The 16,709-nt window shown below is 62.7% G+C and carries 6 protein-coding genes and 1 pseudogene; all 7 read left to right on the plus strand.

Features of this window, described 5'->3' with window-relative positions; translation table 11 throughout:
- Positions 1–158: 158 nt before the first annotated feature.
- The 7 genes and pseudogenes from KXV01_RS04455 to KXV01_RS04485 all read left to right on the plus strand — a co-directional run bounded on the left by KXV01_RS04455 (position 159) and on the right by KXV01_RS04485 (position 16,632).
- Positions 159–3,518 carry a TIM-barrel domain-containing protein gene (locus tag KXV01_RS04455; protein WP_263467531.1) on the plus strand — a complete coding sequence of 1,120 codons (3,360 nt, stop codon included), beginning with the start codon at positions 159–161 and terminating at the stop codon, positions 3,516–3,518.
- Positions 3,519–3,652: 134 nt separating this feature from the next.
- Positions 3,653–6,628: a TonB-dependent receptor gene (locus tag KXV01_RS04460; protein ID WP_263467532.1), complete on the plus strand. Its 2,976-nt coding sequence runs from the start codon at positions 3,653–3,655 to the stop codon at positions 6,626–6,628.
- 65 nt (positions 6,629–6,693) lie between these two features.
- Positions 6,694–8,049, plus strand: a complete 1,356-nt coding sequence (locus tag KXV01_RS04465) for a Gfo/Idh/MocA family oxidoreductase (RefSeq protein ID WP_111097379.1) — start codon at positions 6,694–6,696, stop codon at positions 8,047–8,049.
- Positions 8,050–8,366: 317 nt separating this feature from the next.
- On the plus strand, positions 8,367–13,070 hold the full coding sequence (locus tag KXV01_RS04470) for an RHS repeat-associated core domain-containing protein (protein WP_258393609.1): 4,704 nt from the start codon (positions 8,367–8,369) through the stop codon (positions 13,068–13,070).
- Between the two features lie 590 nt (positions 13,071–13,660).
- Positions 13,661–14,509, plus strand: a pseudogene (locus tag KXV01_RS04475) (RHS repeat-associated core domain-containing protein); the annotation flags it as partial.
- Between the two features lie 1,184 nt (positions 14,510–15,693).
- The gene (locus KXV01_RS04480) at positions 15,694–16,152 is read left to right on the plus strand and encodes a hypothetical protein (RefSeq protein WP_111097103.1); all 459 of its coding nucleotides are present in this window, start codon (positions 15,694–15,696) and stop codon (positions 16,150–16,152) included.
- A gap of 150 nt (positions 16,153–16,302) precedes the next feature.
- The gene (locus KXV01_RS04485; RefSeq protein ID WP_146256745.1) at positions 16,303–16,632 is read left to right on the plus strand and encodes a hypothetical protein; all 330 of its coding nucleotides are present in this window, start codon (positions 16,303–16,305) and stop codon (positions 16,630–16,632) included.
- The last annotated feature ends 77 nt before the right edge of the window (positions 16,633–16,709 follow it).

Raw genomic sequence — 16,709 nt, forward strand, 5'->3', positions numbered from 1 at the left:
CCTGCAAGCGCTTACACAAAGTATTGCGACGCAACAACTTTCGTTTCAACGGAATATATCTTCCTTTTTCCTTTCAATTTGTTGACATCTTTCGAATCGCTGCCCTAGAGTCGGCCCAATCGCTTTCGAAACGCCCGGTGAACGGGTTGGGAGTCCGCGTGGAAAACTGCGTTCGTCGCTCGCCGCTGATGCTGGCCCTGTTGCCGGCATTGATGCTGGCGTCCATGCCGGCCCGCGCCGAGCCGGTCGGCAACCTGCGTTCGGTCAGCGCCAGCGACAGCCGCGATGGCGTGCGCGGCTGGGACCTGCAGACCGACAAGGGCGCGCGCATCCGCATCGAACTGCCGGCGACCGACATCATCCGCGTGCAGGCCGGTCGCAACGGCACGCTGACCGGTGCCGGCGACAAGGCCGCACCGATCGTGTTGCCGCAGCCCAAGGCGAACGTACAGGCGCAGCTGGAAGAAGACGCACAGGAAATCCGCGTGCGCACCGATGCACTGGTCCTGCATGTACAGCGGCAGCCGCTGCGCATGCGCCTGGAACGCCTGGACAACGGCCAGCCCACCGCGCTGTGGCAGGAACTGCAGCCGCTGGACCTGGATGCCACGCAGAGCGTGCAGGTGCTGTCCTCGCAGGCCGATGAGGGCTACTTCGGTGGCGGCCAGCAGAACGGCCGTTACCAGTTCAAGGGCCGCGAGCTGGAAGTGTCCTATTCCGGCGGCTGGGAAGAGGGCGACCGTCCCAGTCCTGCACCGATGCTGCTGAGCAGCCGTGGCTGGGGCATGCTGCGCAATACCTGGAGCGATGGCAGCTACGACCTGCGCCAGCCCGACCAGGCCACCCTGCTGCACCGCGAAGACCGTTTCGACGCGTACTACTTCGTCGGCGCCGACCTGCCCAAGCTGATCGAGCGCTACACCCAGCTGACCGGCCGCCCGAACATGGTCGCGCGCTGGGCGCTGTCCTACGGCGATGCCGATTGCTACAACGACGGCGACAACAGCAGGAAGCCCGGCACCGTGCCCGAAGGCTGGAGCGACGGCCCGACCGGCACCACGCCCGATGTGATCAACAGCGTGGCCAAGCAGTACCGCGCCAACGACATGCCCGGTGGCTGGATCCTGCCCAACGATGGCTACGGCTGCGGCTACAAGCAGCTGCCGGAAACGGTGAAGGGCCTGGCCGGTTACGGCTTCCGCACCGGCCTGTGGACCGAGAACGGCGTCGACAAGATCGCCTGGGAAGTCGGCAAGGCCGGCAGCCGCGTGCAGAAGCTGGACGTGGCCTGGACCGGCAAGGGCTACCAGTTCGCGATGGACGCCAACCGCCAGGCGTTCAACGGCATCCTCGACAATTCCGATTCGCGCCCGTTCCTGTGGACGGTGATGGGCTGGGCCGGCATCCAGCGCTATGCCGTGGCCTGGACCGGCGACCAGAGCAGCAGCTGGGACTACATCCGCTGGCACGTGCCGACCCTGGTCGGTTCGGGCCTGTCCGGCATGGCCTACGCCAGTGGCGATGTCGACGCGATCTTCGGCGGCAGCGCCGAGACCTTCACCCGCGACCTGCAGTGGAAGGCGTTCACGCCGGTGCTGATGGGCATGAGCGGCTGGTCGTCGAACGCACGCAAGCACCCGTGGTGGTACGACGAGCCGTACCGCAGCATCAACCGCGATTACCTGAAGTTGAAGATGCGCCTGACCCCGTACATGTACGGGCTGGTGCACGAGGCCGCGCAGACCGGTGCACCGCCGGTGCGGGGGCTGATGTGGGACTACCCGCGCGACCCGCATGCACAGGATGAGACCTACAAGTACCAGTTCCTGCTCGGCCGCGACCTGCTGGTGGCGCCGGTGTACCGCAGCCAGGCGGCCAGCCGTGGCTGGCGCCGCGACATCCACCTGCCGGCCGGGGGGTGGATCGACTACTGGGATGGCCGCCGCGTGCAGGCCGGTGCCGATGGCCGCCAGCTCGACCGCCAGGTGAACCTGGCCACGCTGCCGGTGTTCGTGCGTGCCGGTGCGATCCTGCCGATGTATCCGTCGATGCTGTTCGATGGCGAAAAACCGCTCGATGAAGTGACCTTCGACCTGTACCCGCAGGGCGACTCGCAGTACACGTTGTACGAAGACGATGGCAACACGCGCCGCTACCAGCAGGGCGAGTCGAGCACGCAGCAGATCCGCGTGCAGGCGCCGGCGCACGGCAGTGGCCCGGTGCAGGTGCAGATCGACGCGGTGCAGGGCCAGTACAACGGCCAGCTGGCGCAGCGCCGCTACGGCCTGCGCGTACTCAGCCGGCAGGCGCCGCGTGCAGTGCAGGCCGGTGGCCGTGCGTTGCCGGCGCTGGCCGATGCCGCCGCCTTCAACAGCGCCAACGAGGGCTGGTACTTCGACGCGCAGGAGCGCCGCGGCACGCTGCATGTGCGCACGGCTGCCCAGGACATCCGCCAGCCACTGCAGCTGCAGCTGGACTTCGCGGTCGCTGCCGCAGCCGCCGATGATGCCTACCCGGCCGCGCCGGCGCTGGGCCGCGAACTGCCCGCAGACAGCCTGCTGGTGGTCAACCGCCCGGCCGAAGAGCCCGGCCATGCGCTGGAGAACGCCTTCGATGACGATCCCAACACCTGGTTCCGCAGCGTGCGCAACCAGGCCGTGCGCACCGGTGCGCACGAGTGGGTGATCGGCTTCGGCGAGCGCAAGATGATCGATGGCATCGACATCGCGCCGCGCAACGACAAGAACTGGAAGCACGGCCAGGTGCGCGATTACGAGGTGTACCTGGGCGACAGCAACGGGGAGTGGGGCGAGCCGATCGCGCGTGGCCGCCTGCAGTTGAAGGAGGGCGTGCAGCGCATCGACTTCCCGGCGCATGCCGGCCGCCTGCTGCGCTTCCGCGTGCTGAGCGTGCAGAACCCCGAAGGCGACGGCGCCAGCAGCACCGACCCGATGGTCACCGCCGCCCAGGGCAGCGCCCGCGCGTTCGATGCGCTGCAGCCCCGTGACGTCGGCCCGATCGCGCTGTCCACCTTCCACATCCTCGAACACCAGGAACCGGAGCGACCGGCCCGGCAGCGCTATCTCTCCGAGCTGCCGGTGCCGGCCGCGCTGGCCAGCCAGCTGCGTACCGACCAGTCCTTCCGTGGCGACGCCGGCATGCGCATGAACGGCCTGCAGTTCCGCCGTGGCCTGGGGGTCGGCGCCAACAGCCGCATCGACCTGCGCCTGCAGGGCGGCTGGCACGTGCTGCGTGCCGACCTCGGCATCGACGACGCCTGCCGCGACGCCGGCGGCCTGCAGTTCCAGATATGGGGCGACAACCGCCTGCTGTACGACAGCGGCCTGGTGAAGGCGCCCGGCGTCGTCAAGCCGGAGCTGGACATCCGTGGCCTTTCCACCCTGAGCCTGCGCACGCTGGGTGCGCAGGGCAGCCAACCCGCCCAGGTCTGTGCCAACTGGGCCAACGCCGTACTGATCGGCCAGGAGGGCGACTCCGCCAGCATCGTCGCCCCGTGACCCCCACGTAACACCGCTCCTCCCCCGCCCCATCCCGACTACGGCCCTCATGGCCGTGGCCCGGGAGCGTTTTGCCCGCCGAACGCCCACGCGCTCACTCAGTTGCGCCGCACCCCTGCCAGGAGAGAACCCCGATGTTGCCCGCCCGCCACCACCGCCCCCCCTGCCGCCCGATCGCTCCGCTGACGCTGGCCATTGCCGGCGCGCTGTTCTCGCTTGCCGCTCCTGCCTTTGCCCAGGAGAGCAAGGACAACGCCACCGACCTGGCCCGTATCGAGGTCACCGGTTCCAACATCCGCCGCACCGACGTTGAAACCGCCTCGCCGGTGCAGGTGATCAGCAAGCAGGACATCCAGAACATGGGTGCGCGCACGCTGCTGCAGGTGCTCGACAACCTGCCGGCCGCTCGCCCGGCGCAGCAGGATGCGCGCTCGCTGTTCACCGGTTCCGATGGTGCCTCGCAGGCCAACCTGCGCGGGCTCGGCGCACAGGGCACGCTGGTGCTGCTGAACGGTCGCCGCCTGTCGTACTACGGTGCGCCGGCCGGCTTCCAGACCCAGTTCGTCAACATCGATGCGATCCCGGCCGCGGCCATCGAGCGCATGGAAGTGCTGACCGACGGCGCGTCGGCCGTGTACGGTACCGACGCGGTGGCCGGCGTGATCAACGTGATCACCAAGCGCAACTTCCAGGGGGCCGAGATCAGCTTCACCAACGACACCTCCTCGCGCATCGATTCCTACGGCGAGCGCCAGGCCAGCATCACCGCCGGCTTCGGTGACCTGGCCGAGAACCGCTTCAACATCTACGGTGCGGTCAACATGTACCGTCGCGACGCGATTCCGCTGAGCGATTTCTACGACAAGCGGCCCGACCAGTACTACGTCAACAATCCGAACTACCTCAACAACCTGCGCCTGGGTGTGGGCAGCAAGCCGGGCGAGTTCAACCCGGGCACCTACTTCGCGTTCGATCCGGTCACCGGCCGCCGCGTGCAGGAAGCCGCGCCGGGCTGCAGGAACGTGCTGACCAGTGAAGCGGCCGGTCCGCGTTGCGTCTGGGAAACCTGGATGAACAACGAGATCGATGCCGGCGCCAAGTCCGAGCGCAATACCGCCTACCTCAACGGCACTTTCCTGGTGGGTGACAGCACCGAGATCTTCGCCGAGGCGACCTACACCGACATCGACCTGCGCGCCAACGGCGGCACGCCGCGCACCTACGGCACCACCACCGGCAACCCGACCAGCTGGTTCTCGCGTAATACCGGCAACACCGTCAACCAGTTCCTGTACCCGTTCCTGGGCCCGAACAACGAGTACAACCACGCCAGCCCGCAGTTGAAGGCCATGATGGGCGGGGTGGTCGGCCTGAACTACCTGCTGCAGGATGCCGGCCCGAACTACTTCGGCCAGCGCAACACGGACAAGAGCTACCGCGTGCTGGCAGGCGCACGTGGCAATGTGGGTGACTGGAACTGGGAAACCGCATTCGCCAGCGCGGGTACCCACTCCACCACCTACCAGACGATCAACGTCAACACCAAGGGCTTCGAGAAGGCCTTCGGCCCATACACGATCGATCCGGGCACTGGTCGGGTGATCATCTCCGACCACCCGGCGTACAAGTTCGGCGAGATCAGCGAAGCCAACGCCGCGCTGATCCGTGAAGCCTTCCCGACCTTCGACATCCAGTCGTGGACCCGCCTGCATACACTGGACGGCAAGATCGAAGGACCGCTGTTCCAGCTGCCAGCGGGCGAGATGCGCGCCGCGTTCGGCTTCAATGCCAGCCGTGAGACCTTCTACACCCCGGGCAACGCCGATGCGGCCAACGGCCTGATCACCCAGCAGGGCGGCTCGTGGTTCGACGGCAAGCGCAACACCTACGCGCTGTTCGCCGAGACCGTGGCACCGATCACCGACAAGCTGGAACTGGATGCGGCGGTGCGCGTGGACAAATACCCGAACTTCAGTGCCAACATCGCGCCGAAGATCGGCTTCAAGTACCAGGCGTTCGATCAGCTGATGCTGCGCGGCACCTATTCCACCGGCTTCCGTGCACCGAGCCTGGCCGAGTCCGGCAACGGCGGCGTGTTCGCCCAGCTCGGTGGCTTCCGTGACGAACTGCGCTGCGGCGAGACCAACGCCATCGCCAACCTGCTGCTGAAGTCGCAGCGGCCGGGTGACGTCGACCTCGGCAAGACCCTGCTGAACGTCGACTGCAGCCGCACCGTGGCGCGCATGACCCAGCCGAACAAGGACCTGAAGCCGGAAAAGGCCAAGATCGCCACCCTCGGCTTCGTCTACGAGCCGGCAACCTGGCTGTCGGTGTCGGCCGACTACTGGTTCATCTACCGCAACAATGAAATCGTTGCGCCGGACTATCGCCGCATGGAAGACATCATCTCGATGTCGCGCTCGCCGATCACCGACAGCGACCGCGCCAACCTGGCGCAGCTGGCGGCAATGTGCGCCGATCCGGCCAGCGGCGTGAGCTGCCCGGCCACCCTGCCGGGCTACTCCGCCGGTAACGTGGCCAGCGTGGTCGGCCAGTACAAGAACCGCGGCAAGACCCTGATCGACGGCTTCGACATCGACGCGCGCAGCCGCTTCTCGCTGGGCGACTGGGGCAACCTGAACATCGGCCTGGCCGCCACCATCGCCAACCGCAACCGCTTCTACATGGACGCGGAGAACGGCTGGTACTACGGCGACGTGGTGGGCTACTACAACAACCCGCGCCTGCGTGCCACGCTCAATGCAGACTGGACCTACAAGCAGGTGACCACCAGCATGTTCGTCAACTACGTGGGTGGCACCAAGTGGGCCACCGACCAGATCGACGAAGAGAGCAACAACAAGGAAACCTGCACCGGCGGCTATCTGGCCCTGCAGAAGAGCAAGTGCGATGGTGCACCGTCGTGGTGGACCGCCAACATGAGCGTCACCTGGCGCCCGGACGATGCGTGGAACCTGAGCTTCACCGTCAAGAACCTGTTCAACCGCCTGCCGTTCTACGATCCGAACAGCTTCCTGGGTGACTCCAGTGACTACGCCACCATCTTCGGCCGTGGTTACAGTGTGACCATCGGCTACCGGTTCAAGTAATTCCGTTTGCGTGACCTGGCGTGCCGGCTGCGGCCGGCACGCTGCCAAGAGGAGAGATGTCTGCCATGAAGCGTAGGGAATTCATCGCGGCCAGTGCCGCTGTCGCCGCCAGCAGCCTGCTGCCGCAGACCCCGGCATGGGCACGCGGGGGCAAAGTGCGCCTGGCCATGATCGGTACCGGCATGCGTGGGCTGGTGCTGCTGAAGGAGCTGGTACGTCGCGACGACGTCGAAGTGGTTGCCCTGTGCGACATCGAGCCGATCATGCTCGGTCGCGCCATGGAGATGGTGGCGAAGGCCGGCAAGCCCGCGCCGAAGACCTATGGCCAGGATCGTGACACCAACGCGTGGAAGCGCCTGCTGGAACAGAAGGGCATCGATGGCGTGATCATCGCCACGCCGTGGGAGTACCACGCACCAATGGCGATAGCCGCGATGCAGGCCGGCGTGGCCGTGGGCTGTGAAGTGGTGGCCGGCATCACCCTGCAGGACCACTGGGACGTGCTGAAGACCCAGCTCAGCACCGGCACCCCGTACATGCTGCTGGAGAACGTCTGCTATCGCCGCGACGTGATGGCCGCGTTGCAGATGGTGCGCCAGGGCCTGTTCGGCGAACTGGTGCATCTGCAGGCCGGTTACCAGCACGACCTGCGTGGCGTGAAGTTCAATTCCGGCGATCCCAACCAGCCGTACGACAGCGGCGTGGAGTTCGGTCCCAAGGGCTGGAGCGAAGCACGCTGGCGCACCGAGCATTCGGTGCAGCGCAACGGTGAGCTGTACCCCAGCCACGGCATCGGCCCCTGTGCGATGTACACCGGCATCAACCGTGGCAACCGCTTCACCCACATCAACGCCTTCGCGACCAAGGCACGCGGCCTGCACGAATACACCGTGGCCAAGAGTGGCGGCACCACCCACCCCAGCACCCAGGTGAAGTTCAAGCTCGGCGATATCGTCACCACCACGCTGGCCTGCGAGAACGGTGAGACCATCCTGCTGCAGCACGACACCTCGCTGCCGCGCCCGTATTCAATGGGTTTCCGTGTGCAGGGCACCAAGGGCCTGTGGATGGACGTGAACCATTCGATCCACATCGAAGGCCGCAGCCCGCCGCACCAGTGGGAGGAGTTCAAGAAGTACCAGGACCAGTACGAGCATCCGCTGTGGAAGCAGAACGCCGACACTGCCGCCAGCGCCGGCCACGGCGGCATGGACTGGTTCGTCATCCATGCCTTCGTTGAAGCACTGAAGGCCAAGGCGCCGATGCCGATCGACATCTATGATGCGGTGACCTGGAGTGCGATCACGCCGCTGAGCGAGCAGTCGATCGCCAACGGTTTCCAGACGCTGGAGTTCCCGGACTTTACTGCTGGTGCGTGGAAGACGCGCAAGCCGATCTTCGCGTTCGACGGTAAATACTGAGATTCATCCCTTCCATGCTGTGACGGAAATGCCGGGCGATGCCCGGCGTTTCTGTTTCTGGAGGCATTCGCCTTGTAGAGCCGAGCCCACGCTCGGCTGAGTTTCCGACACGCCCCCCCCCCTGAATCAGAAAACTCTGAAATCCGACCCGCTCCACACTTTATGACTTGAATGTGTAAACGACATCGGAGATAACGTCCCCCATGCGGTCAGACCGCATTCCGGACCAGGGACGATCCGAAGCATGACGTGGTGAGGCAACCGCCCCACGTTCTCGTTCCTGCCGGTGCTGTGTTTGTCCAGGAAGGAGAACAGGGATGTTGGAACGACTGAAGACCATTTCGTGTGCCGCACTGGCGATGATCGCGCTGGGGAGCTTGGCTCCTTGGGCTGCGCAGGCGCAGGAGGTGCAGAAGAAATGGGAGAGCTACCTGTCGATGGGCCAGCCGCGAGCTACCGAAGCGGCGGTGCAGAAGGACATCAAGTCGCTCTTTTCCCAGTACGAAAAGGACAAACCCTTCAATTGGCATGTCAAACGCCAACGCGTCCTTGGAAAGAAGGTCATCTACGATTACCGGGTGAGACCCGAGAAGATCGTTACTACCGACTGGGTCTACATCCACTCAGGGCAGGAGTACTCATCCGAAGATCAGATTCGTAGCGTGATCCTCGCTACCCGCGTCAGCGACCCCCAGTGCCCGGCGACTTCACTCACGGAGGATCCTTGGGTGGAGCTCCTTGGACTTGGCAGGGGCGACGACGGTAGCGTCACCAACGAGGAGAAGGATTTCCATTACACCTTGAACTTCTATCATCAGAGCACTCAAGAATGCTCGTCGATAGTGGGGTGGGAGCGTGTGCGCCGGGCCAGAACGGCGCTTTGTCCGAATCGACCGTCCCTGACGTGGAATGAGGCCCTGCAGATGTGCTCTCTGGTTCAGCAGGACGAGCCGCACATGTCGCCCATGCTCTCCTACACAAGCGGGCCGCTGCCGCCGCAGCAGTGTCCTGTTGGTAACCCGTGTGATCCGACCACTGGCGATAAATCCCAGCCTGAGCCGGATTTCAACCTTGGATGGGTGAGCTTCCAACGCCACTATCACTCCCTGACGAGCACGGCGGGCGGCGCGTTGGGTACGGGCTGGACCCATTCCCACAATCTGCGGCTTACCGCAGGCGTAGACGATTCCACCTTCCCTCCCAGCTCCGAACTGAAAGTTGGGCGGATCGGCGCCGATGGCGGGCAGATCGCATTCCAGAAAGTGGGGGCAAGCTACGAAGCCATGGACGGAAGCGGCGATCGCGCGGTCCAGCAGGGCACCAACTGGCAACTTTCACGTGCCGGAGAGCGCATTTATTTTGATGCTGATGGCTTGATGCAGCGCCGTGATTTCGAAGACGGTACTTCGCTGACCTATGCACACGACAGCCGCGGCCGCCTGCTCAGCATCACCCATTCAACCGGTCGGCGCGTGGATGTCCAGTACCTCGCGCCGGGCGACGATTCACTGATCTCGGCCCTGGTGATCGCCGGCCAGCCTGTGGTGAGCTACGCCTATTCTCCGGACGGGGAACTGATCACCGCGACCTATGCCGACGGTGCCAGCCGTACGTATCACTATGAGGACGCCCGCTTCCCGGGCTACCTGACCGGCGTGACCGCCGAAGACACCCAGCGCTACAGCTGGTACGGCTATGACGCCAAGGGGCGGGTTACCTGCAGCCGCCATTCCGGCGATTGCAGCCAAGCCGACGTGGGCATTGATGGCGTGCGCCTGGAGTACACCCCGGCAGGCACCACCATCGTCACCGACGCACTGGGCAAGCAGAGCACCTACGCCTTGACCGCCAGCGGTACCAGCGGCCTTCCGCGCAAGGTCAATGGCATCACCGAAAGCAACGGCAGCATCACTCGCGCCTATCTGCCCGAGGGCACCGATTTCCGGCGTCGGCTGCAGTCGGTGACCGATCGCCGTGGTGTCGTCACCAGCTACGCCTATGCCGAGGCCAGTGATGCTGCCGCAGGCGCCGTCAGCGTGACCACCACCACCGAAGCGGCCGGTACTCCGGACCAGCGCGTCAGCGAAATGCGCGTGGCCATGGACAGCAATCGGCTGGTGCAGCAGACCATCGGTAACCGTGAGATCCGCATCGCACGCAATGCGCGCCTCCAGCCAACCACCATCACCGTGCGCGACAGGGTGACCGGTGATACCCGCATCACCACGCAGACCTACTGTGAGGCCGAAGGGCCGGAGTGCCCGCTGGTGGGACTGCTGCGTAGCGTGGATGGCCCACGCAGTGATGTGGCGGATGTCTCCACCTATGCCTACTACACCGCGGACGACGCGGGATGCGCGACCAGTGGTGCCTGCAGTTATCGCAAGGGCGACCTGCGCAGCGTGACCAATGCGCTGGGCCAGACGGTCGAGACCTTGGCCTACGACGCGTTCGGGCGGCCGTTGTCGGTCAAGGATGCCAACGGCGTGGTCACCGATTACACCTACCATGCGCGCGGCTGGCCGACCTCGGTCACCGTGCGCGGTGCCACCACAGCCGAGGACCGGGTGACCCAGATCAGCTACTGGCCGACCGGCCAGGTGCAGCAGGTCACCGAGCCGGACGGCAGCAGTGTCACCTATGTCTATGACGCCGCCCAGCGCTTGACCGATATTGCGGACAACAGCGGCAACACGATCCACTACGTATTGGACAACGCCGGCAACCGCCTCAAGGAAGACACGCTGGATGCAGGCGGCACCCTGCGCCGTACCCTGGCGCGGACGTTCAACACGCTTGGCCAGCTGACCGCGCTGAAGGATGCGGGCAACCACGCCACCGGCTTTGCCTACGATGCCAACGGCAACCCACAGACGGTGACCGATGCCCTGCAGCGCGTGACCAGCCAGCAGTACGATCCGTTGAACCGCTTGGCGCAGACCCTGCAGGACGTCGGCGGCGTCGCGGCGGAGATCCGCAGCCAGTACAACGCGCTGGACCAGGTCACCCAGGTCACCGACCCGAAGGGCCTGCATACCACCTACGCCTACAACGGTTTCGGTGATATGACCGGGCAAGTCAGCCCGGACAGTGGCGCCAGCAGCTTCACCGTGGACGCCGCCGGCAATCGCAAGACGGCTACCGATGCGCGTGGCGTCACCGCCACCTATCATTACGATGCACTCAACCGCCTGATCGGTATCGCCTACCCGGATCCCAATCTGGATATCGGCTATAGCTATGACGTGGCGCCGGCCGCCTGTGCCGCCGACGAACGCTTTGCCAAGGGACGTCTGGGGCAGGTGCTGCACGCCAATGGCAGCACCCAGTACTGCCATGACCGTTTCGGCCAGGTCACCCGCAAGGTGCAGACCGTCAACGGCGTTGCCAGTACGCTGCGCTATGCGTACAGCAAGTCGGGTCGCCTGACGGCATTGACGTATCCCGATGGCAGCGTCGCCGACTACGTGCGCGATACTCAGGGGCGCATCAGCCAGATCGGCCTGACCCGGCCCGGCCAAGCCCGCCAGATCGTGGTGAACAACGTGACCTACGCGGCCTTCGGCCCGGCGACCGGCTGGACCTATGGCAACGGCCGCCAGCTGCAGCGTCCGCTGGATCTGGACTATCGCCCGCAGGCGGTGCATGACCCGGCGGCAGGCGGCCTGTCGCTGGGCTATGGCTATGATCCCGTCGGTTCGATCACCGAGCTGAAGAACGGCGCAGGCTCGTCGGTGCTGGCCAAGTACGCCTACGACGCGCTGGGTCGCCTGACCCAGACCCAGGACGGGACGACAGGCACGCCGATTGAAACCTATGCCTACGACGCCACCGGCAATCGCACCGCGCTGACCACCTCGGCAGGCACCGCCAGCTACACCTATCCCGCAACCAGCCATCGCCTGACTGCTGTGGATGGCGAGGCACGCAGCCATGACGCAGCGGGCAATACCACCAGTATTGGCAGCAAGGCGTTCACCTACAGCGATGCCAACCGCATGAACGCGGTGAAGCAGGGTAACGCCACACTGGAGAGCTACGGTTACAACCATCGCGGTGAGCGCGTGCTGCGCACCCCGGCTGGTGGCGCGGCTCAGATCACCTTGTACGACGAGGCGGGGCAGTGGCTGGGCAACTACTCGGCCACGGGCCAAGCGCAGCAGCAGGCCATCTGGCTGGACAACTACCCGGTGGCGCTGATCAATGTGCCGACTACCGGCGTGCCGGAGCTGACCTACGTGCAGCCGGATCACCTGGGTACGCCGCGCGTGGTGATCGATCCGGTGCGTGATGTGGCGATCTGGGAGTGGAGCAACAAGAGCGAAGTGTTCGGCAACCAGATCCCAAGTGCCGATCCAGATGGCGATGGTGTGGCGTTTGAACTGGCGCTGCGCTTCCCGGGCCAGCAGGCGACGGATGCGAGTGGGATGTTCTACAACTATCAGCGGGAATATGACCCGGTAGTGGGTCGGTATTCGCAGAGTGATCCGATCGGGCTGATGGGGGGTATGTCTGCGTACGCCTATGTAGACGGTGCGCCAACCTTGGCCATAGATGCGCTGGGGCTGAGGAAGAGTCTGGCAATTCTGTCCGCTTCCGAGCAGGGTGGTATCCCACTGTTTGGTGACAATCCGTTCGGCCACATTGCTCTTGCAACCGAGTCGGGTCTATATAGCTACGGAACATCGCACGCCTATGGTTCGTCGGTTGGTGAATATATCCAGTCCCAGCTGAAAAATAGAAGCGTGGAAATAGTGGAGTTCGAAACGTCCGCTGCACAGGAAACACTTATGGAGAGCGTCATGAAGTCGCACAACTCCAAGGACTACAACGTCAAATCACACAATTGTGCAACCGCGGTCGCAGATTCGTTGATTTCGATCGATGCCATAAAGAATAGATCAATCCTCCCAGGTCGTGTTTTCCAGGATGCATATCTTATAGAAGGTGCAAAATACTACTTCATACCAAAAGGTGGTGTCATTCCACCTGCCATTCTGGGAGGGAGTGATGGAAAGTAATGGGCGAGAGCAGGGTTTTTGTGGGCGCTATCCAGGCGTCGAAAACATCCTTATACGATCTATTTTTCTCGCATTCGGCTGTGCGTACGCTCTCAGTGGATGCAAGGGTGACCGTTTAGGGGAGCTGCAGCTGAAACCCATTTATGCGGATCTGAGTAGTTCGTACTACGGTGGGATGTGCGAGGGTGAAGTGCGTCCAGGTACGAGCGCTGAAAGTGTTCGTGCGGTGCGCATTGGTACTGCTGCTGGAGATTGCGCCGTGCTCTACCTGGATGGAGTAGATAGCGCTGGTGAACTTGTGATCTATGGAGCAAAAATTGGGGGGCGTCCTGAATGTGCCGGGTTGATAAGGAAGCTCGAGGCCAGACGAGCAAATGCGGCCGTTCTCGCCAGGGCGAGAGAGATGTGCGGATAGCGATTTTCAGCTCCTTTCCGTATCACCGTCAGTATATGGGTGGATGCCGATATCCGTCGGTTATTCGCAGCGCCGGGAGCCAGAATTTAGCGCAGATCGTGGTAGTGATGATGGCCAAGAACATCCCAACGCCCATGAGTGGGAAAGTAGCGTCCGACCTGTCCGTTCGAACATCGAGTTGAAGGATGGTGCAGGTTCCGAGGTGCTGGCCAAGTACGCCTACGACACGCTGGGCCGCCTGACTCAGACCCAGGACGGTAAGACCGGTACGCCGATTGAAACCTATGCCTATGACGCCACCGGCAATCGCACCGCGCTGACCACCTCGGCAGGCACCGCCAGCTACACCTATCCCGCAACCAGCCACCGGCTGACCGCCGTGGACGGCGAAGCGCGCAACCATGACGCAGCGGGGAATACCACCAGCATCGGCAGCAAGACGTTCACCTACAGCGATGCCAACCGCATGAACGCGGTGAAGCAGGGTGATGCTGTACTGGAAAGCTACAGCTACAACCATCGCGGTGAACGCGTGCTGCGTACCCCGGCCAGTGGCGCGGCTCAGATCACGCTGTACGACGAGGCAGGGCAGTGGCTAGGCAACTACTCGGCCACGGGCCAGGCGCAGCAGCAGGCCATCTGGCTGGACAACTATCCGGTAGCGCTGATCAACACGCCGGCTACCGGCGTGCCGGAACTGACCTACGTGCAGCCGGATCACCTGGGTACGCCGCGCGTGGTGATCGATCCGGTGCGTGATGTGGCGATCTGGGAGTGGAGCAACAAGAGCGAAGTGTTCGGCAACCAGATCCCAAGTGCCGATCCAGATGGCGATGGTGTGGCGTTTGAACTGGCGCTGCGCTTCCCGGGCCAGCAGGCGACGGATACAAGTGGGTTGTTCTACAACTACCAGCGCGAGTACGACCCGGCGGCGGGGCGGTATTCGCAGAGTGATCCGAATGGGTTGATGGGAGGGATTGGTACGTACCTATACGCCTCCGGCAAGCCTCCTTCGAAGATCGATGAAAAGGGGCTGGTCGACGTCTGGGTATGGATGCCGCTCCCCTATGAGGGAGGGCTGCCGAGCTATGGAAAGCTGCATTCCTCTTTCGGGCACATATCGACAACTTCAAATGGTGTCGATTACTCATTTGGCCCTGCGGGCAACTCGATAAGTACAAACTACGTTTCATCTCAGCTTAATTTGCGCACTGGCATTAAGCACACAATAGAACTTACACCGCAGCAGGAGTCAAAACTATCGGCATGTCTCGCGAGGCCGCAGGGGGAGTACAGTGCAATAAATAATAACTGCGGGACGCCGTTGCAGAATTGCATGCGGGAGATTGGCAAGGAGCTTCAGCCTGTGAACATGATTCTTCCGGAATCGATAAGCCACCTGCTTTGGTGGATGTCTGATGACTCAACCATTCAACGCGGGAAAAGGTGATGAAATTTATTCCTGGAATTTTTCTTATCTGCTCAGTATTAACTATCACCTCTTGCGAACACAAGGGTAGAGAAGTTGTGCCGGAGGGCGTGATCGAAGTTTATGATTCGGCAGAGGGCGGGGGCGTAATTGGTACGAGTACTACTCCGATTCCGGTTGTTGGATATGTTTATCCGGATAAGACTCGTTACGTGCTGAAGGTCTGCTATCTGGGTCACATAGGATATGTGAGGGATGGAATACGAGAGCTAAGATCAACAGTGGGCCGGAGCTCATCCTGCCCGGAAACCGCGAGAAGCGCGGACTAGAGTTAACTAAGCGAGGCGAAACTGAGATCACCAAGCTGGAGACTGTGGCGAAACAGGACCTGCCACTGCGTGAATTACCTAGTTGGATATGGGCCAGAGCGTACCCAGCGAGGTTGGGAAGACACAGTGATGGCAGGGCACCTTGGTGCGGTGACGTCTGCTGAGGGATGCACGGGGGCTCGGCGCCCCCGCTACACCCTATCCCGCAACCAGCCATCGGCTGACTGCGGTGGATGTCGAGGCGCGCAGCCATGACGCAGCGGGCAACACCACCAGCATCGGCAGCAAGACGTTCACCTACAACGATGCCAACCGCATCTCGGTTGCCAATGGTCGACTTAATCGAGCTGCAGCGCATCCGGGGAACGCCAATCTCTTGCGGGGTGGGTCGAAGATCCTGGGGCCCCTTGGAGCAATCGTGAATTACAGGTCAAACTACAATAAATGCCAATGTCCGGCGAAGTGATTTTCATAAGGTTCATGAAGGGCGCAGCTGCGGCGGGAGCGCTGGGGGTCTGTTGCGCGCTGATCGCGTCCATGTTGAGTATGCGCTGTCCAGTCGCCAGGTACTCACCGGAAGTTATGTTTGCTCTTTTTTTCGCGTTGCTGATGTTGCTCGTATATTCCAAGTTCGAACTGGCGAGAAGGGGAATTCTGTCGATTGAGGTTGGGCGGGTGCGTTTCGCGTTCGCAATGGCGCTCCTGGCCGAGATGCTGATGATTTGGTTGCTTGTCGCCCGCAATCTCGAATGCGCTAGCTTCGTTCGCGCGATTCCCATTCCTGGTGCACTACTTGTTTTCTATACAGCTGTCGCTTTCTCATTTGTATTCGGTGATATCTATCTTGGCGCTGCGCGAAAGATCATCAGGCTTGGAGCTCGGCCGAGGAAATTCTTGAGAGAAGAATAGTTGGCACTGGGTGGATTCAATGCTGGCGCGCAACGTTCTCGGGCTGCCGATCTGCTCCCGTATCAGCAGTCGTAAAATTCTGGCGGCCCCTTCCTCAACTAACATCGAAAACACGCCCCTGTGATGGGGTGGCCCCAGCAGAGCGATCCGTTGGTATTGCTGAAGGAGTGGGTAATCGTCAGTCGTTTCGGAGAGCGTGGCAATGAATGGCGAGCCGAAATGAGCTACATAGAGAGGGTCGTTCTGGCGACTCTTTGTTCGACCGTAATCCTGATGGCCTGGCGGGGGGGGCAGAACTTGCAAGGCGTCCTCACCCTCGACTTCGCGATGAAATCCATCGGGCAAGGTTTCCTTTGCTTCCTTGCCAGTACAGTTTCGGCCGTGCTGATCAAGGATAGGCCGGTGTTGATGTTGCTTCTTTCGCAGGCTCTCTCGATTGTGATCGTGTTTTTTCTCAATGGGGGCCGAGACTTGCTCTAGTCCATCTGTGGATCATTGAACTGGAAAGCTACAGCTACAACCATCGCGGTGAACGCGTGCTGCGTGCCCCGACCGGT

Source organism: Stenotrophomonas sp. Ps181 (genome assembly GCF_025697425.1).
Taxonomy (GTDB): domain Bacteria; phylum Pseudomonadota; class Gammaproteobacteria; order Xanthomonadales; family Xanthomonadaceae; genus Stenotrophomonas; species Stenotrophomonas sepilia.

Coding starts and splice junctions, on each gene's coding strand:
- KXV01_RS04460 (WP_263467532.1), top strand. CDS start 3,653: ATGTTGCCCGCCCGCCACCACCGCCCCCCCTGCCGCCCGATCGCTCCG.
- KXV01_RS04465 (WP_111097379.1), top strand. CDS start 6,694: ATGAAGCGTAGGGAATTCATCGCGGCCAGTGCCGCTGTCGCCGCCAGC.
- KXV01_RS04470 (WP_258393609.1), top strand. CDS start 8,367: ATGTTGGAACGACTGAAGACCATTTCGTGTGCCGCACTGGCGATGATC.
- KXV01_RS04480 (WP_111097103.1), top strand. CDS start 15,694: ATGTCCGGCGAAGTGATTTTCATAAGGTTCATGAAGGGCGCAGCTGCG.